This window comes from Ancylobacter sp. Lp-2, from assembly GCF_020523795.1.
In the GTDB taxonomy this organism is placed as follows: Bacteria; Pseudomonadota; Alphaproteobacteria; order Rhizobiales; family Xanthobacteraceae; genus Ancylobacter.
The window spans coordinates 198,192-217,791 of record NZ_JAJALI010000007.1 but is presented as its reverse complement, the minus strand read 5'-3'; the positions used below and the strand labels follow the sequence as shown (position 1 = coordinate 217,791).

Annotated in this window: 19 protein-coding genes; 9 read left to right on the top strand and 10 right to left on the bottom strand. The window is 67.4% G+C overall.

Annotation, left to right across the window (positions count from 1 at the left end; all coding sequences use genetic code 11):
• Window positions 1-12 precede the first annotated feature (12 nt).
• A complete protein-coding gene (locus LGR54_RS18155; RefSeq protein WP_230363378.1) occupies window positions 13-699 on the top strand; it encodes a DsbA family protein in 687 nt (228 codons plus the stop codon).
• A gap of 742 nt (window positions 700-1,441) precedes the next feature.
• Here LGR54_RS18155 and LGR54_RS18150 read toward each other — a convergent pair.
• Window positions 1,442-1,954 (bottom strand): VOC family protein, encoded by a 513-nt coding sequence (locus tag LGR54_RS18150; protein WP_230363377.1) that lies wholly within the window; start codon window positions 1,952-1,954, stop codon window positions 1,442-1,444.
• Between the two features lie 585 nt (window positions 1,955-2,539).
• Window positions 2,540-3,808, bottom strand: coding sequence for a PA0069 family radical SAM protein (locus LGR54_RS18145; protein ID WP_230363376.1), 1,269 nt, complete (start codon window positions 3,806-3,808; stop codon window positions 2,540-2,542).
• Between the two features lie 198 nt (window positions 3,809-4,006).
• Here LGR54_RS18145 and LGR54_RS18140 point away from each other — a divergent pair, with 198 nt between their 5' ends.
• Window positions 4,007-4,597 carry a glycosyl transferase gene (locus tag LGR54_RS18140; RefSeq protein WP_230363375.1) on the top strand — a complete coding sequence of 197 codons (591 nt, stop codon included), beginning with the start codon at window positions 4,007-4,009 and terminating at the stop codon, window positions 4,595-4,597.
• A 37-nt stretch (window positions 4,598-4,634) separates the two neighbouring features.
• On the opposite strand, the gene moaB is transcribed toward LGR54_RS18140, so the two are convergent.
• The 4 genes from moaB to LGR54_RS18120 all read right to left on the bottom strand — a co-directional run bounded on the left by moaB (window position 4,635) and on the right by LGR54_RS18120 (window position 8,171).
• Window positions 4,635-5,195: a molybdenum cofactor biosynthesis protein B gene (gene moaB / locus LGR54_RS18135; protein ID WP_230363374.1), complete on the bottom strand. Its 561-nt coding sequence runs from the start codon at window positions 5,193-5,195 to the stop codon at window positions 4,635-4,637.
• Between the two features lie 207 nt (window positions 5,196-5,402).
• Window positions 5,403-6,305: a neutral zinc metallopeptidase gene (locus LGR54_RS18130; protein ID WP_230363373.1), complete on the bottom strand. Its 903-nt coding sequence runs from the start codon at window positions 6,303-6,305 to the stop codon at window positions 5,403-5,405.
• Window positions 6,306-6,495: 190 nt separating this feature from the next.
• Entirely contained in the window at window positions 6,496-7,161 is a 666-nt protein-coding gene (locus LGR54_RS18125; protein WP_255607682.1) for an alpha/beta hydrolase, read from the bottom strand.
• Window positions 7,162-7,238: 77 nt separating this feature from the next.
• Window positions 7,239-8,171, bottom strand: a complete 933-nt coding sequence (locus LGR54_RS18120) for a ring-cleaving dioxygenase (protein WP_230363372.1) — start codon at window positions 8,169-8,171, stop codon at window positions 7,239-7,241.
• Between the two features lie 159 nt (window positions 8,172-8,330).
• Here LGR54_RS18120 and LGR54_RS18115 point away from each other — a divergent pair, with 159 nt between their 5' ends.
• The gene (locus LGR54_RS18115; protein WP_230363371.1) at window positions 8,331-9,290 is read left to right on the top strand and encodes a LysR family transcriptional regulator; all 960 of its coding nucleotides are present in this window, start codon (window positions 8,331-8,333) and stop codon (window positions 9,288-9,290) included.
• Between the two features lie 21 nt (window positions 9,291-9,311).
• Here LGR54_RS18115 and LGR54_RS18110 read toward each other — a convergent pair whose 3' ends face one another.
• Complete coding sequence (locus LGR54_RS18110; protein ID WP_230363370.1) at window positions 9,312-9,761, bottom strand: MarR family winged helix-turn-helix transcriptional regulator; 450 nt, start codon at window positions 9,759-9,761, stop codon at window positions 9,312-9,314.
• 197 nt (window positions 9,762-9,958) lie between these two features.
• Between LGR54_RS18110 and LGR54_RS18105 the strand changes: the two genes are divergently transcribed.
• The 4 genes from LGR54_RS18105 (at window position 9,959) to LGR54_RS18090 (ending at window position 14,080) form a co-directional block, all read left to right on the top strand.
• The gene (locus LGR54_RS18105; protein ID WP_230363369.1) at window positions 9,959-10,978 is read left to right on the top strand and encodes a sugar-binding transcriptional regulator; all 1,020 of its coding nucleotides are present in this window, start codon (window positions 9,959-9,961) and stop codon (window positions 10,976-10,978) included.
• 96 nt (window positions 10,979-11,074) lie between these two features.
• Window positions 11,075-12,409 (top strand): NAD(P)H-dependent oxidoreductase, encoded by a 1,335-nt coding sequence (locus tag LGR54_RS18100; RefSeq protein ID WP_230363368.1) that lies wholly within the window; start codon window positions 11,075-11,077, stop codon window positions 12,407-12,409.
• Between the two features lie 304 nt (window positions 12,410-12,713).
• A complete protein-coding gene (locus LGR54_RS18095) occupies window positions 12,714-13,331 on the top strand; it encodes a hypothetical protein (protein ID WP_230363367.1) in 618 nt (205 codons plus the stop codon).
• A 53-nt stretch (window positions 13,332-13,384) separates the two neighbouring features.
• Window positions 13,385-14,080 carry a hypothetical protein gene (locus LGR54_RS18090; protein ID WP_230363366.1) on the top strand — a complete coding sequence of 232 codons (696 nt, stop codon included), beginning with the start codon at window positions 13,385-13,387 and terminating at the stop codon, window positions 14,078-14,080.
• 290 nt (window positions 14,081-14,370) lie between these two features.
• Here LGR54_RS18090 and gndA read toward each other — a convergent pair whose 3' ends face one another.
• Window positions 14,371-15,804 carry an NADP-dependent phosphogluconate dehydrogenase gene (gene gndA, locus LGR54_RS18085; RefSeq protein ID WP_230363365.1) on the bottom strand — a complete coding sequence of 478 codons (1,434 nt, stop codon included), beginning with the start codon at window positions 15,802-15,804 and terminating at the stop codon, window positions 14,371-14,373.
• 44 nt (window positions 15,805-15,848) lie between these two features.
• Window positions 15,849-16,139: a hypothetical protein gene (locus LGR54_RS18080; RefSeq protein WP_230363364.1), complete on the bottom strand. Its 291-nt coding sequence runs from the start codon at window positions 16,137-16,139 to the stop codon at window positions 15,849-15,851.
• A gap of 696 nt (window positions 16,140-16,835) precedes the next feature.
• On the opposite strand from LGR54_RS18080, the gene LGR54_RS18075 reads away from it, so the two are divergent.
• Window positions 16,836-16,979 carry a hypothetical protein gene (locus tag LGR54_RS18075; protein ID WP_230363363.1) on the top strand — a complete coding sequence of 48 codons (144 nt, stop codon included), beginning with the start codon at window positions 16,836-16,838 and terminating at the stop codon, window positions 16,977-16,979.
• A 34-nt stretch (window positions 16,980-17,013) separates the two neighbouring features.
• Here LGR54_RS18075 and LGR54_RS18070 read toward each other — a convergent pair whose 3' ends face one another.
• Complete coding sequence (locus LGR54_RS18070; RefSeq protein WP_230363362.1) at window positions 17,014-17,676, bottom strand: exopolysaccharide biosynthesis protein; 663 nt, start codon at window positions 17,674-17,676, stop codon at window positions 17,014-17,016.
• Between the two features lie 429 nt (window positions 17,677-18,105).
• Between LGR54_RS18070 and LGR54_RS18065 the strand changes: the two genes are divergently transcribed.
• Entirely contained in the window at window positions 18,106-19,578 is a 1,473-nt protein-coding gene (locus tag LGR54_RS18065; protein ID WP_230363361.1) for a sensor domain-containing diguanylate cyclase, read from the top strand.
• The last annotated feature ends 22 nt before the right edge of the window (window positions 19,579-19,600 follow it).

Sequence of the window (19,600 nt, the reverse complement as noted above, 5' to 3'; positions counted from 1 at the left end):
CTGGAGAGACTCATGATCGACCGCCGCCGCTTCCTCGAAGGCACGGGCACCGCCCTTCTCACCGCGGCGGCGCTGCTGGCGCTCTCCGGCCCGCGCGGGCTCGGCCTTGGCGAACTCGGCTTCATCGGCCAGGCCGACGCGCAGACGGTCGACGCCGCCAAGCTGCTCGAGGCCGGCCCGCTGCCGGACCAGTGGCTCGGCAAGGCGGACGCGCCGGTCACCATCGTCGAATACGCCTCGATGACCTGCGGCCACTGCGCGCATTTCCACGCCACCACCTGGCCGGTGCTGAAAGAGAAGTACATCGAGACCGGCAAGGTGCGCTTCGTGTTGCGCGAATTCCCGCTCGATATCGTCGCCAAGGCTGCCTTCATGCTGGCGCGCTGCTCCGGCGAGGGGAAGTACTACCCGATGGTCGACACACTGTTCGACAACCAGAAGAACTGGGCCTTCACCAACAACCCGGCGCAGGCGCTGCTCGGCATCGCCAAGCAGAGCGGCATGACCGAGCAGCAGTTCAACACCTGCCTCTCGGATGCCAAGCTCGCCGGCGAGATCGACCAGACCGCCAAGCGCGGCGCCGACGATTTCGGCGTCGATTCGACCCCGACCTTCTACATCAACGGTAAGAAGGTGCCCGGCGCCATCAGCCCGGAAGACTTGGACAAGGAACTGGCGCCGCTGCTCGGCGCCAACTGACACTACGCGCGGGAGAGTGCCGGCGGGCGCCGGAACCCGGCGCCGATGCTGCGTCTCCCGCCGGCGCCCGGTCCCGCGGGTTTCGCTGCGCGGGTGCGGGCATACGCGTCCCTACGCGAGATCGCGGACACACCCGATCGCCCTTCCAGCAGTGGTAGCGACAGGCGTCGTGCAGGCGGACCGGCAGCGGCGTGGCGGTGCCGTTGTCTCCCTCGCCCCGATCCGGCTCGACGTGCCGCACGTCCTCGCGCCGTCAGGCCGGCGCATCGCCACCTCCGGCACATCCCGGCTCCTCGGCCTTCAGTGTCGTGGCGCCGCCGACGTGATGGCCTGCCATCAAGACACACGGCGTATCGGCACGCGATCAGCCTCGTGGAGCGCCGTCCTGTGGAGAGCCGCCCTGCCCCGCAGTGTGACGATCGCCGAAGCCTGCCGCCTTCGCCCCAATCCGGCTCGATGTGCCGCACGTCCTCGCGCCGTCAGACCCACGGGCGCCGCCTCCGACCTGCCCCTCCACCGATAGCGTCGTGGCACCGCCGACGTAGCGGCCGACCATCATGACGCCCGGTGTATCGGCACGAGATCGGCCCCACGGGGCGCGCCCGTGAAGCGCCGCCCCGCAGCGGGGCGATCGCCGAAGCCTGCGCCACCCTCGCCCCCGATCCAGCCGATGTGCCGCACATCCTCGCGCCGCCAGACCGGCGACCGTCGTCGCCGCACGACGGGATCTGTCGCCCCGGCCTCACTCGGGCAGCACCACCCGCCCCTCGGCATCCAGCGCGAAGCCGGGATTGTGGGCGACCTCCCACGGATAGCCGTCGGGATCGGCCACATAGCCGGAATAGCCGCCCCAGAAGGTTTCCTGTGCCGGACGCAACGCCCTGCCGCCTGCCGCCACCGCCTTGGACAGCGTCGCGTCGACCTCCGCCCGGCTCGGCCGGTTGCAGGCAAGCGCGATGCCGCCGAAGCTGCCGGCGCGGCCGGGGATCACCCCGGCATCGGCGGCCAGCTCGTGGCGCGGATAGAGCGCCAGCACCACGCCGCCGGCGCCGGGCTGCCGACGCCCGTCGGCCTGGTAGAACGCCACGCCGGTCGTCGCCCGGTCGCGCCGCACCATGCCCATCGCCTCGTAGAACACCGCCGCCCTTGCGAGATCCGCGACGCCGAGCGTCACCAGCGAGAGCGCCAGCGGCGGCACGCCGTCCCCGGCTTCCGTCCGGCAATCAGCCCCTGCAATTCGATCCACCACACCCATCGTCTTCTCCTCCTCCCGCATCCCGCCGCCGCGTTCTCAACCACGGCGTTCCCCGCCGCGACGCTTGCAGCTGCCGGACCGCCCCCCTTCGCCGAGGGAACGGCCCGCACGGCAGACTGCCCCACGATCCTGTCAGCTATTGGCAGTATGTTCTCCGCTTTGCCGTTTCCAATGTCCGGCCCATCACCCGGCTCCGGCTGGCCGCCGGCACCCGGGCGCATGACTGGCGAGTGCCCGGCCGGGTAGCGACGGATCGGCCGGCGACATGGGCCCGCGATTGTCTAGGCCCGCGAGGGCAAGAGCTCGCGAGGGCAATGGCGACCAATGACATGGGCAACTGCCAGCGGCCTCCATCGACACCCGCCCGCGGGCTTCCTGCCGAGGATGACCCCGACAACGGCTCGCCCGACGACACCGCACGGCATGCCCATCGGCAGCATGGCGACCGATGGCTTGGACAGTTGCCGACCTACTCCAACAACACTCACCGGCCGGCCGCCGAGGACGAAGCCAACCCCTCCTCCATGACACCGCCCCACCCCGGTCGTACAGCCACCCATCCTCACCGAGGGCGCCGGCCGCCGCTCACCCCGCCTCGCCGAACAGCGACAATTGCTCCCCCCGGCGTGGCGGGCGGCGGAAATGGCGGGTGGTGAGCCGCACGCTGCGCTGGTTCAGCCCCAGCCGCTGGGTGGCGATCTCGAAGCGTCGCGCCACCGTCCAGGCATAGGGGCCGGAGCCGCTCATGCGCTGGCCGAACTGGGCGTCATATTCCTTGCCCCCATGCAGTTCCTTCACCAGCGACAGCACATGGCGGTAGCGGTCGGGGAAATTCGCCAGCAGCCATTCCTTGAACAGGTCGCGGATCTCCAGCGGCAGGCGCAGCATCACATAGCCGGCCTCCCCCGCCCCGGCGGCGACGGCGGCGTCGAGAATGCGCTCCAGTTCGGAATCGTTGATCGCCGGGATCATCGGCGCCGCCAGCACCGCGGTCGGCACCCCCGCCTCGGACAGCCGGCGGATCGTCTCGATGCGCCGCATCGGCGTCGCCGCACGAGGCTCCATCACCCGCGCCAGCTTGTGGTCGAGCGTGGTCACCGACAGCGCCACCTTCACCAGCCCGCGCTCGGCCATCGGCGCGAGGATGTCGAGGTCGCGCAGGATCAGCGCCGACTTGGTGACGATGCCGACCGGATGGCCGAAATCGCTGAGCACTTCGAGGAGGCGTCGGGTCAGCCGCCATTCCTTCTCGATCGGCTGGTAGCTGTCGGTATTGATGCCGAGCGCGATGGTGCGCGGCTCGTAGCCGGGCTTCGACAGTTCCTTGGCGAGCAGTTCCGGCGCGTCCGGCTTGGCGAACAGCTTGGTCTCGAAGTCGAGCCCGGCGGAATAGCCCTGATAGGCGTGGGTCGGCCGGGCGAAGCAGTAGACGCAGCCATGCTCGCAGCCGCGATAGGGATTGATCGAACGGTCGAAGCCGACATCGGGGGACGTGTTGCGGGTGATGATGGTACGCGCCCGTTCCGGCGTCACCGTGGTCTTGAAGGCCGGCAGCTCGTCGAGGCTCTGCCAGCCATCGTCGAAAAACTCGCGCGCATGCGGCTCGAAACGGCCGGCGGCGTTGGAGGACGCGCCGCGCCCGCGCCGACGCTCGGCCTCCACCGCCACAGTGCCATCGTCGCCCGCCACCGGAAGGTCGATGTCGGAGACGGCGTCGAGATCGCGACGCGCCGCCTTGTCTTCCGCCGCGCGGCGGGCGCGCCGCTCCTCTGCCAGCCGCCCGAGATGCTTCGGGTCGGCCGGCGGCCGGAGGGCGGCTGAGGGATCGGTCGGGGCGACGATGCGGCGTTCCATGTCCTGAAGCTAGCGCGGACATAGGAACATATCAAGAACATCATGCAAAAACATCGAGGCGCCGACTTCACCTCTCCGCCCTTGTGCTGTAGGCACGTCAAGGGTTTGCCGCATGTCGCCTCCGGGCGCCGGCGGTGGGGAACAGCGACCGGGCCAATGCCGGCGCGACAAGAGGGATGGGCCGGCCGCGTGATCTCCGTGGTGATTCCGACGCGCGAGTCGGGCGGCCTGCTGATACCGACCCTGGCGGCGCTGGTGCCCGGCGCGGCGGTCGGGTTGGTGCGCGAGGTGCTACTGGTCGATGGCAGCGCGCAGGCCTCCGGGGAAACCGGCGAGACCGCCGAGGTCGCCGATGCGGCGGGCTGCGAATATCTCGCCGGACCGGCCGATCCCGGCGCCCGGCTGCGCATGGGCGCGCAGGCGGCGCGCGGGCCGTGGCTGATGTTCATCGAGCCGGTCGGGCTGCTGCAGGAAGGCTGGACGCGCGAGGTGCGCAGCTTCATCGACCAGGCCGAGCGCTCGGGCGCCGCCGACCGGCACGCCGCCAGCTTCCGCCTGGCGCTCGACGGCTTCGGCTTCGGCCCGCGGCTTCAGGAGAGCGCGGCGGCGCTCCGGCAGATGGTGACCGGGCGCCCGCGGCCCGAACAGGGCCTGCTCATCCACCAGCGCCTCTATGAGCGGCTCGGCCGCCACGAGGACGGCACCAGGGCGGCGGCGCGGCTGCTCGGCCGCATCGGGCGGCGGCGCCTCGTCATGCTGCGCTCGCAGATGCTGCTGCCGATGGAATAGGCGGGCGCGACCTGCCTCCTCGGCCCCCGGCCTTACGTCAGCTCTTCGCCTTGTCGCGCTTCAGGTGCTCGTCGAGCCGGGGCAGGATCTCGACGAAATTGCAGGGCCGGTGGCGGATGTCGAGCTGCTTGACGAGAATCTCGTCCCAGCCGTCGCGGCAGGCGCCCGGCGAACCCGGCAGGCAGAAGATGTAGGTGGCGTTGGCCACCCCCGCCGTCGCCCGGCTCTGCAGCGTCGAGGTGCCGATCTTGGCGAAGGACACCATGTGGAACACGGTGGAGAATCCCTCCATCCGCTTCTCGAACAGTGGTTCCAGCGCTTCGGGCGTCACGTCGCGGCCGGTGAAGCCGGTGCCGCCAGTGGTGATGACGACATCGATACCGGCATCGGCGATCCAGGCGCCGACGCGGGCGCGGATCGCCTCGACATCGTCAGGCACGATGGCGCGGTCGGCGAGACGATGGCCGGCCGCCTCGATGCGGGCCGCCAGCGTGTCGCCGGAGCGGTCGTCAGCCGGGGTACGGGTATCGGAGACGGTCAGCACCGCGATGGCGAGCGGCACGAAGGGCCGCTCGGCGGCAGGCGTCGGCAGGGACATGGAAACGACCTCAGAAGCGTCCGGTCCACCCATATGTGGACGCCGGCGCGATCTTGCGAGGCCCGGACATACGGCGGACCGGCAGTCCGGCCCGCCTTCCCCCAGATATCGCCGCTACCAGCGGCGGCGGACCGGCAGTCCGGCCCGCCTTTCCTCAGATATCGCCGCAACCAGCGGCAGCGGACCGTCAATCCGGCCCGCCCCTTCTCAGATGTTGCCGTTGCCGAAGGTGTTGCACTGCTGCAGCGAGCCGGATTGCAGTCCGCGCTTGAACCAGGTGACGCGCTGCTCGGACGTGCCATGGGTGAAGCTGTCCGGCACCGCATAGCCCTGCGACTGCTTCTGCAACCGGTCGTCGCCGATGGCGGAGGCGGCGTTCAGCGCTTCCTGGATGTCGCCGTCCTCGAGGATCTTGAAGCGGGCATCGGCGTGATTGGCCCACACGCCGGCCAGGCAGTCGGCCATCAGCTCGACGCGCACGGAGAGCTGGTTGGCCTCGGCGCGCGATACCTGGCGCTGGCGCTCCTGCACCTTGGAGAGAAGGCCGATCTGGTTCTCGACGTGGTGGCCGACCTCATGCGCGATGACATAGGCGGCGGCGAAGTCGCCGGAGGCGCGGAAGCGGGTCTTCATCTCCTGGAAGAAGGAGAGGTCGAGATAGACCTTCTGGTCGAGCGGGCAATAGAACGGCCCCATCGCCGATTGCGCGGCACCGCAGCCGGAGCGGGTGGAGCCGGAGAACAGCACCATGCCGGGGTCCTTATAGGTGCGCCCCTGCTGCTTGAAAATCTCGGTCCACACATCCTCGGTCTGCGCGAGCACGGTGGCGGCGAACTGGCCGAGCTGGTCCTGTGGCGCGCTGCGACTGGTGGTCTGGGTCTGCTGCTGTTGCTGGCTCTGGCCGCTGCCGCCGCCCATCAGGATCTCGGCGCCGCCGATCAGCAGCGCCGGATTGATGCCGGTCGCCCAGGCGATGAGCCCGACGATGATCAGCCCGCCAATGCCGAGCCCGCCGCGCCCGCCGGGCAGGCGGCCGCCACCGAAGCCGCCGCCACCCTGGCCCCTGCGGTCCTCGACATTGTCGCTGCGCCGGAAATCTTCCCACCGCATGGTCGCCTCCTGAACCCGTCACCCATCGGCCATCACGGTCCGTCACCCGGACCATAATAGGGGCAGCGCCGGGGATAAAGCCGCGGCATGCCGGCAATTCACACGAGGCGCCGCCGGTTCCATGGCGAGGAGGCCGCAGAGGCCCGCACACGCGGATGTTCCCTCTCCCGCACGGGGAGAGGGAATCCGGTCACGCCGCCGGGGCGGAAAGCCCGACGAGGAAACGATGCGTCAGGCTGAGATCCGGCGAGGACAGGCCGTGGCCGGTCGGCAGCACCTGATGCGCCACCTCGGCGCCAGCCTGCTTCAGCGTGGCAGCGAGGCGGGCGGCGTTCTCCGCCGGCACGATCGGATCGGCATCGCCGGAGAGCAGCAGCACCGGCGTGCCGGGAATCGTCGCCGCCGGCGGGTTGCGGAACGGCGACATCGCCCGCAGCAGCACCGCGCCGGCCAGCGCCTCCGGGCGCAGCAGCAGCATGGACGCCGCGATGTTGGCGCCATTGGAGAAGCCGACCGCCACCGGCGCCGGCAATCCTTCCTGCGCGCGGATCGCCGAGACGAAATCGGCCAGCTCGTGAGTACGTGCGACAAGATCCTCCTCGTCGAACAGCCCTTCGGCGAAGCGGCGGAAGAAGCGGTTGGCCCCGCCCTCGCGGACCTTGCCGCGCGGCGAGATCAGCGCCGAACCCGGCGCCACCCGCTCGCCGAGGCCGAGCAGATCGTCCTCGCTGCCGCCGGTGCCGTGCAGCAGTAGGATCGGCGGCCGGCCCGGTGCGGAGGCCGGCACGTAGCGGTGAATGAAGCTCGGGGCGGAAATGGCCGCGTGAGAGGCGGCGACGCGGGGATCGGCGTTCATGTGAGCCTCCTGTCGTGCGAATTGGAAAGAAGCCCCGCCTCCGATGGGGAGGCGGGGCAAGGCAGGGAGAGACGAGCTCAGGCGACGTCCGGCAGGACCGCCTCGATATTGGCGCGGCGACTCTCCAGGAAGTCCGGCAGCTTCAGCGCCTCGCCGAGATGGGCCACGGGCTCGTCGGCGGCGAAGCCGGGAACATCGGTGGCGATCTCGAACAGCACGTGGCCGGGCTCGCGGAAGTAGACGGACCGGAAGTAGTTGCGGTCCTTCTGCTCGGTGGTGCGGATGCCGTGGTTCTCCTGGAGCTTCTTCACCATCTCGAACTCGGCCGCGTCGTCGGCGGCACGGAAGGCGATGTGGTGCACCGAGCCGCCGCCCATGCGGGCCGGCAGAAAGCCACCGGCCTCATGGATGTCGACGATGCCGCCGATCTCGGTACCCTCGGCCTGGAAGCGCACCAGCGAGCCCTCGCGGCCGACTTCCTTGAAGCCGAGCACGTCGGTGAGGATGGCGCCGGTGGGCGCCGCCTCGGCGAGCAGCAGGTTCACCGAGTGGAAGCCGCGGATCGCATGCTCGGCCGGCACGTCGGTGCCGAGCCAGGCCGGCTCGTTCTCGCTGCCGGGCACGCCGATCAGCGCGAGGCGCATGCCGTGCGGGTCCTTGAAGCTCAGCACGGTCTGGCCGAAGCGCTTCACCGGCGCCTGGTAGGCGACGCCCTTGTCGGTGAAGCGGTGCGTCCAGTAGCCGATCGAGGCCTCCGGCACGCGGAACGCGGTCTCCTGCGTCTCGCCGATGCCGAGCCGTCCGGGCGCCACATGGTCCCACGGGAAGAAGGTGAGAATGGTGCCGGGCGAGCCGACCTCGTCGCCATAATAGAAGTGATAGGTGCCGGGATCGTCGAAATTGACGGTCTTCTTCACCAGCCGCAGCCCGACGGTGCGGGTGTAGAACTCGACGTTGCGACGCGCGTTGCCGGCGATCGCGGTGACGTGGTGGATGCCGTTGCGGATCATGGTCTTGCCCTCTTCGGTGCGCCGCTGGGGTTTATGCCGGCGCCCTCTCGTGGCACTACAAATATGCCCGCAACTCCGGCTTGCCACGTCATTTCAATTGCATTGACGCAATCTACGCTCTGCTGATATGTAGGGTGCGTTGCAATGAGGGCACCCGCCATGGCCGATCCGTTCAAGAATCTCGCCTGGGACGATTTTCGCCTGATCAAGGCGGTAGCGGATGCCAAGGGACTGCCGGCTGCGGCGGCGCAGATTGGCGTCAACCACTCCACCGTGTTCCGGCGGCTGAAGCAGATCGAGGAAGCGCTCGGCACCACTTTGTTCGAGCGCCACCGCACCGGCTACGCGCTCACCCCCGCCGGCGAGGAACTGGTGGCACTGGCGCAGCGGCTCGACGACGAGATCACCTCCACCGGCCGGCGCATCGCCGGGCGCGAGCCGGCGCCCTGCGGCGAGTTGCGCATCACCACGCCGGATTCGCTGCTGATCCACCTCCTGATCCCGATGATGGCGGATTTCCGCGCCCGCTACCCGCAGGTGCAGCTCGACATCGTGCTGTCCAACCAGGCGCTGAACCTGTCGCGGCGCGACGCCGACGTCGCCATCCGCGCCACCGACAACCCGCCGGAAAACCTGGTCGGCCGCCGCCTCGCCCGCATCGCCTGGGCGCTGTATGGGCGGGCGGAGGATTTCCCCGACCCGGCGGCGGTGGACGAGGCGAGCCTGCACCGCTGCAACTGGGTGGCGCTCGGCGAGACCATGGGAGCGCTCAAGGCGGTCAAATATGTCGAGAAGCACGTGCCGCCGGAAAATCTCGGCTACCGCGTCAACACCGTGCTCGGCCTCGCCGAGGCGGTGGAGGCCGGGCTCGGCATCGGCCACATCCCCTGCATGATCGGCGATGCCCGCCCCTCGCTGGTGCGGCTCACCCCGCCGGTGCCGGAATTCGCCGCCGATCTGTGGCTGCTGACCCATCCCGATCTGCGCCATTCGCCGCGGGTGCGCGCCTTTCTCGATTTCCTCGCCGAGCAGATCGGCCGACACCGCCGCTTCATCGAGGGTGGCAGCGGCCTGTCGCTGGAGACGCCGGTTCCCGCACCCGCCGACACCGCCGCGTGAGACTCAGCTCTTCACCGAGGCTCAGCTCTTCACCTTGGCGAGCAGCGTGTCGCGCAGCGCTGCGAGCTCGCCGGTGAGCCGCTCCACCGCCTGGCGGTCGCGGGCGAGGCAGAGGCCCATCTCCTTCGGCACCGCCAACGCCTCGGCCTTCAGCGAGCGCCCCTTCTCGGTGAGATGGATGCGCACCTGCCGCTCGTCCTGCGCGTCGCGCACCCGGCGCACCAGCCCGGCGGTCTCCAGCCGCTTCAACAGCGGAGTCAGGGTGTTGGTCTCCAGGAGCACGCGGTCGCCGATCTGCCCGACGGTGAGCCCATCCTGCGCCCAGAGTGTCACCATGGCGAGATATTGCGGGTAGGTGAGGCCCAGCCGGTCCAGCAGCGGCTTGTAGACGCGGTTGAACGCGTGGTTCGCCGAATAGACGGCGAAACACAGGAAATCGTCGAGCTTCAGCTTTTCTGAGGTGTCGGGCATGAGGCCGGACTCTGCCTCCGATCCGGGGCCATCTCAAGCGGGATTTCGCTTATTCCACGCGCCGTGGCGCCGATTGTCGGCACCCGTCCCCGTTTTTCCCGCCCGACGGAAATCGCACCCACCCTGCGGACGAGATTTGAAGATGCCGGGCCTCTCCTCTATAGCATCCGGGGCAGCGCGAAGGAGAATAACGGCATATGTCAGAAGGCGAGGCGAAAGCGAGCACCGCCCCCTCCTCCATTGACGCCTATGCCGGCCTCAGCGCCACCGGCCGGCGCTCGGCGCGGCTGCGGCTGCGCGCCGCCTGGATGTATTACGTCGAGGGCATGACGCAGAGCGCCATCGCCGAGGCGCTGGACATCGGCCGCGTCACCGTGGTGCGCCTGCTCGCCGACGCCCGCAGCCTCAACGAAGTGAAGATCTCGCTGTCGCGCGAGATCGCCGAGCTGCCGCGCCTCGAAATGGGGCTGCAGAAGACCTTCGGCCTCAAGGAGGCCATCGTGGCCCCGGTCTCCAGCCCGGACGCCGACGCCACCCACGCCATCGGCGCCGCCACCGGCCAGTTCATCTCCGAGCTGATCGGCTCGGACATGACCATCGGCTTCGGCTGGGGCCGCACGCTGATGCGCGCCCTCGGCTTCATCGACGAGAAGCCAGTCAGCAACCTCTCCGTGGTGTCGCTACTCGGCGGCATCACCAAGGCCAAGCAGTACAACCCCTCCGAATTCGCCTGGCAGCTGTCGCGGCTGTTCCAGGCCGACTGCCACCTGATCGCCGCCCCGGCCATCGTCGATAGCATCGAGACCAAGCGGGCGCTGATCGAGCGCTGCGGCCTGTCCAACGTCTACAGCCGGGCGCGCGAAATGGACGCGGTGGTGCTCAGCGTCGGCGAGATGGAGGAGACCAGCACCTCGCTGCGATTCGGCTTCTTCTCGCCGGCCGACTGGGAATCGCTGGTGGCGGCCGGTGCGGTCGGCGATATCGCCTACAACTTCATCGACATAGAGGGCCGCCCGGTCGACCACCCGATCAATTCGCGGGTGATGTCGATCCCGCTGGAGACGCTGTGCGCCACGCCGCAGCGCATCCTCACCTCCGGCGGACCGGGCAAGACGGACGCCATTCTCGGCGCCCTGCGGCTGCTGCGCCCCACCGTGTTCATCACCGACGAAGCCACGGCGGCACGTGTCCTGACGGCAGCGGGCGCGCATTTCTGAGCGCGAAAGTCACATCCGCATTTGACACGGAACAAATGTCGGGTAACCGAAGGGCGCTGATGTGCGGCTCAAGCCGCGCCGCTCCGGGAGTTTGCCATGTACGTCGATAACAGGATCGCGCGGTCGGGTCTCGCCGCCGAACTGGATAGGTGGACGCAGGCGCACGGCCCCGTCACCATCGGCCTCGCCGGCGCCGGGCAGATGGGCACCGATCTCGTGGTGCAGGTGGCGCTGATGCCGGGCGTGCGCATCGGCGCGATCTCGGAGATCGACGGCCAGGCCGCTATCGACGCGGCGCTGATGGCCGGCCATGCGCGCGGCGATCTCGTCTCCGCCTCCACCCCCTCCGCCGTCGACCGCGCCATCGAGGCCGGCCAGATCGCCATCACCGACGATTTCCGCGCCTTCTGCGCCGCCGGCCGCATCGACGTCGTCATCGACGCCACCGGCAATCCCAATGTCGGCACCGAGGTGGCGCTCGACGCCATGCGCCACGGAAAGCACGTGGTGATGCTGAATGTCGAGGCCGACATCACCATCGGCCGCTGGCTGAAGCAGGAGGCCCGCAAGGCCGGCGTGGTGCTCACCGGCGCCGCCGGCGACGAGCCGGCCGCCACCATCGAGTTGATCGGCTTCGCCCAGTCGCTCGGCTTCGAGATCGTCGCCGCCGGCAAGGGCAAGAACAACCCGCTGAAGTTCGACGCCATCCCCGATGAGTTCGAGGCCGAGGCGCGGGCGCGCAACATGAACCCGCGCATGCTCGTCGAGTTCGTCGACGGCTCCAAGACCATGGTGGAGATGACCGCGCTGGCCAATGCCACCGGCCTCGTGCCGGACGTGCCGGGCATGCACGGCCCGGCGGCCACCCGCGACGACCTCGCCCAGGTGCTGTGCACGAAGGAGGATGGCGGCATCCTCTCGCGCTCCGGCGTGGTCGACTATTCCATCGGCAAGGGCGTGGCGCCGGGCGTGTTCTGCGTGGTGAAGCCGCGCCACCCGCGCGTGCTGGAGCGCATGGCCGACCTCAAGGTCGGGCCGGGCCCGTGCTTCGCGCTGCTGCGCCCCTATCACCTCACCAGCCTCGAAGTGCCGCTCTCCGCGGTGCGCGCCGTGCTGCACGGCCGGCCGGACATGGAGGTGCTCGACCATCCGGTGGCCGAGTGCACGGCGGTCGCCAAGCGCGACCTCGCGGTGGGGCAGGTGCTGGGCAAGATCGGCGAATACGATTATCGCGGCTTCGCGATGGAATGGCGCGAGGCGCGCGACAACTTCGCCCTGCCGCTCGGCCTCGCGGAGAAGGCGCGGGTGCTGAAGCCGATCCGCGCCGGCGAGCGGCTGACCTATGAGAACTGCGCCCCCGACGAGGCGCTGGTGGTCACCCAGATGCGCCGCCGCCTCGACCAGTCCGACGCGCAATATATCGCGGCGTGAGGGGGCGGAAGTTCTGGGCCGACTCGGGACTGCACTTTTAGCGCAAGCGCTCGGCCTTGCGCTAGGAACGGATGCTGGCCTAAGCCCCGCCTAGCAGGCCGATAGACAAAATACTCTAGTACAGACAATGGGCTGTGACATCTCTCCTTTCACACCAGCGGAGGCCTGTCTTCCGACTGCACTAGTGGCACACAACAGCGAAATCGCCTGACAAACAAAAAGGAATTATGGGGCCGGAAACGTGACGTTGTCACAGCCTCTTCGTTCTTGTAACGTTCGCATCTCAACTTGAGCGGAGCAGTTCGTGGCAAAGCAACCGACGTCGAAAGGCGGCACCTCCCGGATCCGATTCATAATGCTGGAAGCCGAGATTCCAGAGGGAGACCTAGGCCAACTCGCGTCGGCCATTCAAAACGCCCTCAAGCCAACAACGGCCGCGATACAGCAACGACTTTCGCCCGCCTCTGCCCCGTCAGCTCTGCCAAACGGCTTTAAAGATGTCGATTCAGACATCGAAGGCGAGGTCGTCGATCCCGAAGAGACGCTTGCTGCCCCGCCCTTGACGCGGCAGCCGAAGGAGGCAAAGCCGCGCAAACCAACTTCTATGAAAGTGCTCGACATTGACCTGAAGAGCGATCCATCATTTGAAAGTTTTGCGAATATTCACGCTCCCAAGAACGACGCCGAGCGGAATCTGGTGGCGTTGGCTTGGTTCAAAGAGCACCGTTCAAATGAAGTGGTTACTGCAAATCATGTCTACACCTGCTATCGAGCACTGAAGTGGCCTTCTGGTATTGAAGATTTTCCTTCGGTGCTGCGCTCATTGAAAGCCCAGCAGGTAGTGAACAGCGTGGGTCGGGGCCAGTACGAGATCAATCATCTTGGTATTGATCGTGTTGAGAAAATGGGCCCCGCAACTTGAGTAGCGTTGCCGATTTTGCGGGATCGGTGCCGGGCTTTTATCGGAGCTCGGCGGTGGATCAGCTTCTCGCCTTAGCTTGGTTCGCGGAAGCACGTCAGCAACGGACGATTTTTGACGGCGCATTTATGCGCCAGTGTTTCAGAGACGCTGGCCTTGATCCTCCTGACATGAGTGTCTATCTGCCGCGGCTCACGTCCAAGAAGCCACCACAACTGGTTAGAGAAAAAAACGGATACAGACTCGCAGCTGCGGTGAAACGCACCTTGGATACACGGCTGGGAGCCGACCCCACCATAACCGCAGTAGCTAAATCACTCACTGATTTACCTGCAAAAATGCCCAGTATGGCGGAACGGGAGTTTTTAGCCGAAGCTTTAAACTGTTACCGCGTCAAGGCTTATCGCGCCGCCATCGTTATGGTGTGGAATCTTGCATACGATCACCTCGTCAGTTGGGTATTTGCAAATCCAACGCGACTAGCATCGATGAATACTGGAATTTCGACTAAGTATCCGAAAAAAAATCTCACCCTCTTTAAGATGGAAGACGTGAGCGATCTTAAGGAGTCGGAATTCATTGAGTCCGCCCGGGCGGCGAGCCTGTTAGATAAGAACATGTCGCAAATCCTTCGCGAGAAACTGGGGCGGCGAAACATGGCCGCTCACCCTTCTAGAGTATCGATCACTCAACACTCAGCAGACGAGATGATCACCGACTTGGTAGCTAACGTCATCCTCAAGTTGACCTAACTGCTTTAAGTGGCGCGCCTGAAAAAATCCATAGCCAAAAGCAGCAAAGGGGCAGTAACCGCACATCCCAGCCAAAGCCCTCTCCGGACGCAATAACCTCCTGGCTGCGTGAACTAGAGAGCATCACTGCTCCGGCCAGCGGCAGATCGACGCTCGCATCACGGACATCCGCAGCGACACTCCCTCCGATCGCAGAGAGCCTGCGGGTTACTGGTTCACAAGCCCCCCCTCGCCGGTCCGGAGCGCCTCTCCCCGATGGGGAGAGGCCAAGGTCCCGACTCAAAATGCCCTCACGCCTTCACTTCGCTGCCGTCCTGCGCCCAACGCGTGTGGTACTTGCCCGGCTTGTCGAGCCGCCCATAGGTGTGGGCGCCGAAATAGTCGCGCAGACCCTGCAGGAGGTTGGCCGGGCCACGGGCGCGGCGCAGCCCGTCATAATAGGCGAGCGCCGACGAGAAGGCCGGGGTCGGCACGCCCGCCGCGACCGCCTCGCCCACCAGCTTGCGCCACTTCGGCTCGGCGGCGAGCACCGCCTCGCGGAAATACGGCTCGAACAGCAGGCTCGACACCTCGGCGCCATCGCCATAGGCCTCGCGGATGCGGTTGAGGAAGCGCGCCCGGATGATGCAGCCGCCGCGCCAGATGGTGGCGAGGTCGCCGAGCTTCAGCTTCCAGCCATATTCCTCGGACGCCACCTGCAGCTGCTGGAAGCCCTGGGCATAGGCGACGATCTTCGAGGCATAGAGCCCGGCACGGATCGCCTCGATGGCTTCAGCGGTGGCCGGGGTCACCGCCGGCTTGGCGTGGGTGAGCAGCCCCTCCGCCTCGATGCGCTGGCCACGGCGGCTCGACAGCACGCGGGCGAACACCGCCTCGGTGATGGCGGTCAGCGGCACGCCGAGATCGAGCGCCGACTTCGAGGTCCACAGGCCGGTGCCCTTCTGCTCGGCCTCGTCGGTGATGAGGTCGACCAGCGGCTTGCCGGTGGCGGCATCGGTCTTCTTCAGCACCTCGGCGGTGATCTCGATCAGGTAGGAATCGAGCTCGCCCTTGTTCCACTCGGCGAAGATCTCGCCGATGGCGGGGGCCTCCAGGCCGTGCAGGGTCTTCAGGAGGTCATAGGCCTCGGCGATCAGCTGCATATCGGCATATTCGATGCCGTTATGCACCATCTTCACATAATGGCCGGCGCCGTCCGGGCCGATATGGGTGCAGCAGGGCTCGCCGTCGACCTGCGCCGCCATGCGGGTGAACATCGGCGCGACGCGCTCATAGGCCTCGACCTCGCCGCCCGGCATCATGGAGGGGCCGATCAGCGCCCCCTCCTCGCCGCCGGACACGCCCATGCCGACGAAGCGGAAGCCCTTGTCCTTCAGATAGGCGTTGCGACGCGCGGTGTCGGTGAACAGCGAATTGCCGCCGTCGATGATGATGTCACCGGGATCGAGATGCGGCAGCAGTTCCTCGATCACCGCGTCCACCGGCGCGCCGGCCTTCACCATGATCAGGATCGGCCGCGGCGTGGCGATGGAGGCGACGAAATCGGCGATCGACTGGGAGGGCACGAAGCTGCCTTCCGCGCCGTGCTCGGCGATGAGTTCGTCGGTCCGCTCGTGATTGCGGTTGGCAACGGCCACCGTGAAGCCTTTGCCGGCGGCGTTGCGGGCGAGATTCGCGCCCATGGTGGCAAGGCCATAGACGCCGATATCCGCGAGCTTGGTCATGAAGCTACCGTTCTGCTGAAAGGAAGGCTGAAGGGAAGGAAGGATCACGCACTGCCGACGGTGGAGAAATGCGCGTCGGCCAGACGCGCCTCCGCCTCGGCCAGCGCATTGGCGAGTTCGCGCACCTGCTCGGGGCGCAGCACCAGTTGCAACGCCGGCACCGGCTCGCCCGGCTTGGGCTGGCTGGTGCCGATCTCGAGCCGCAGCCCCACCGTCTCATTGTTCATCAGCGCGGTGGTGAATGCCTGCAGCGGCCACATCTTCAGCCGGCCCTGGTCGTCCTTGTCCCAGCTGGCGAAGGCGGCGATGGAGGAAGGCGCGGGGGCGTTGCTCATGTCGGTCTCCTTGGGGGCTTCTGGGTGCGACTGACGCAGGGGATCAGCCGGCCGGCACCGTGTTGGCCCGACGAGTAGCACCAAACACGGCGCTTGTGATCCGCGCCCGCCGCAGGGCTTCGCCGCGTTCGCGCAGAGCGGGCCCTGAGACACCGGTCCGATCTTGCCCGATCACACGCTCGTGCGTGACGCATGGCGACCCGCGCAAAAAAACATATCGCCATGGATCATATCGCGTGCGATACATACCGCCAACACCGGATTGGAACGGCCCCGCGCCGGCCGATCGCCGCCATCGAGGAGCCCCGCGTCATGCTGAACGCCACGATCATCACCGTCTTCGCCGCCTTCATCGCGCTCGCCACCTTCTCGGCCGGGCATATCGCCCGCGACGACAAGCCGGCCCGCCGGCCGGTGCGCTGCGACGCCTGACGGCGGTTAACCATCCCGCCGGGGGCCGCCCCCTCCCCGGCTGGTAGCGGGCGGGCACGGAGTTTCCTCCTTCCGTGCCCGCCCATTTCATTGCGCGGCCGGCGGCGGGTGGAGCGGTAAGTGGAGGATGGCGTTAACCAATTGCCGGCAAGGTTCGGGAAACGCGCCCAAGCGTGATTCGCCCAGCCGAGTGCCGTGATGAGTAATGTGATACCCTTCCCCGTCCGGGTGCCGTCTGCCGACGCGGAGCCGGAAATCGACCTGATGACTGCCGTCGACGTCGCCATACGCGACCTGCGCGACCTCGCGCACCGGCTGCGCGGCGACACGGTCGGGCAGGAACAGGCCGAGGAGTGCCTGGAAATGCTGGCGCGGGCGCTGGCCAACGCGCAGGCGGTCGCCGGCTGAGGCAGCGCGCCGCCTTCTGGCGGCGCCCCTGCGCTCAGCCGAAGAAGCTCTTCAGCAAATAGAGCCCGGCCTCGACGAAGCCCCACACCACGCCGGACACCACGCCGAGCGAGGCGATGGCGATGGCGATGCCGGCCATCACCCAGACGCCGTCGCGCTCCAATATGCCGAGTGCCATGACGCAGATGGCCAGTGCCGGCAGCATGTTGCCGAGCGGGATCGGCAGCACCAGCACCACGGCGAGGATCAGGCTCACCACCCCGACGATATATTCCGCCGGCGGATGGGCGAGGAAGCCGAAGCGCGGGCGCAGCAGGTTCTCCGCCTTGGCGAGCCACGGCACCGCCTTGCCGACGAAGGCGGCGAAATCCTTGCGGGCGATCGAGCGGCGGGAGATCAGCGGCGGCAGCCAGGGGCTGAGGCCGAAGGCCAGCTGGGCGGTGAGGAAGATCAGTGGCGCGCCCAGCACGGTGGAGGTGCCCGGCGGGGTGGGCAGCACGTTGGGCAGCGCGAAGACCAGCATCAGCGGCCCGAAGGCGCGTTCCTGCATCGCCGTCAGCAGATCGCCGATGGCGATGCGCTCGCGGGTCTCGTCGGAGGCGATTCTGACGAGGACGTCCGACAGCCGCGTGGCCTCGTTGTCGAGATCGACCGCCTCATCGGCGGTGGCGCCACCCGTCGATTCATCGCCCTGCACGACCTGAAACGCTCCCTCGGCTCGCCGTCGGCGGATGCCGCGACCGTCCACAGATAGGCAGCGATCGTGACAAAGACCAGAACCCCGGACCAGAAGCCCGGCCAAAAGCCGGCGCTGGATCACGTCCAGCTGAACAGGAATGCCCCTACAGCCAGCAGGAGAATCACCGCGACGGTGATCCAGTGCCTGGCGGTGAAGTCATGCATGGTCATTGCCGTTCCCCCATTGTCGGTCGCCCGATCATGATACCTCGATTACCGGCATAATATCGAAATTTGCTGCCAATAACCGCCACGCCATCCGAATATGTTCGTTTGGGTGGCAAACGTGGTAAATGCTCGTTGCGGTCTGTCGCAACCGGACATGATACCGCCGGCATCGGGACGTCCTCTGCGATGCGACCCAGCCGTACAGACGAGTGAAGCGCGGATGCTGCACCAGCAAACCCTCCCGCAGACGACCGACCATACCTCCGGGCTCGACGACAGCCAGATGTTCCAGCTGGCGCCGATCCCGATGTGGCTGGAGGATTTCAGCGAGGTCAAGGCGCTGTTCGACGGCTGGCGCGCCGCCGGCGTCACCTCGCTGCGCGACCATTTGTGGGAGGATGAGAGCCGGGTGGTGGCCTGCGCCAGCCGCATCCGGGTGCTGAAGGTCAACCAGGCGACGCTCGACCTGTTCGAGGCCGAGAGCCTGCCGCATCTCGTCGCCAATCTCGACAAGGTGTTCCGCGGCGACATGCTGCGCACCCATGTCGAGGAGCTGGCGCAGCTTTGGGACGGCAAGACCCAGTTCGCCAGCCACACCAGCAACTACACGCTCAGTGGCCGCCGGCTCGACGTGCAGCTCAAGGGCCATGTGCTGCCCGGCCACGAGGAGCGGCTCGACCGCGTGCTCCTGTCGACCGAGGACGTCACCGACCGCGAGAACGCCCGCCGCGCCGCCGGCAAGGCGGAGGAATATGCCCGCGGTCTGTTCGAGCATTCGCCGGTGTCGCTGTGGGTGGAGGATTTCTCCACCATCAAGCAGCTGATCGACGACCTGCGCCATCGCGGCATCGAGGATCTCAGGGTGTTCACCGATGTGCACCCGGATTTCGTGCAGCGCTGCGTCAGCGAGGTGCGGGTGGTCGACGTGAACCAGCACACGCTCGACATGTTCCAGGCCGCCGACAAGAAGACACTGTTCGCCAATATGGACCGGGTGTTCCGCGAGGACATGCACCGGCATTTCCGCGAACAGCTCATCGACCTGTGGAACGGCAAGCTGTTCCATCAGCGCGAGGTGGTGAACTATTCGCTCGGTGGCGACGAGATCAACGTGCTGCTGCAATTCTCGGTGCTGCCGGGCCGCGAGCACGACTGGTCGCTGGTGCAGGTGGCACTCACCGACATCACCGCCCGCAAGAAGGCCGAGGCCTATCTCGAATATCTCGGCAATCACGACGTGCTGACCAAGCTTTACAACCGCTCCTTCTATGTCGACGAGCTCAACCGGCTGGAGCGGCGCGGGCCGTTCCCGGTCACCATCCTCATGCTCGACCTCAACGACCTGAAGCTGGTCAACGACCAGCTCGGCCACGCCGCCGGCGACGCGCTGCTGCGCCGGGCCGGCGAGGTGCTGGGCAAGGCGGTCGACAAGCCCAATGTCGCGGCGCGCATCGGCGGCGACGAGTTCGCGGTGCTGCTGCCGGGCGTCGACACCGAGGGCGGCGTCGCCATCATGGCGGCGATCACCGAGCTGATCGCGGTGAACAACCAGTTCTATTCGGCGCAGGCGCTCAGCGTCTCCATGGGCATGGCGACCAGCACGCCCGGCGAGCGCCTCGAGGCGGCGGTCCGGCGCGCCGACCTGCACATGTACGAGAACAAGCGCAACCAGGAGGCGGGAGAGCAGGGCTGAACCCGGCCTCCTGTCCCGCGGG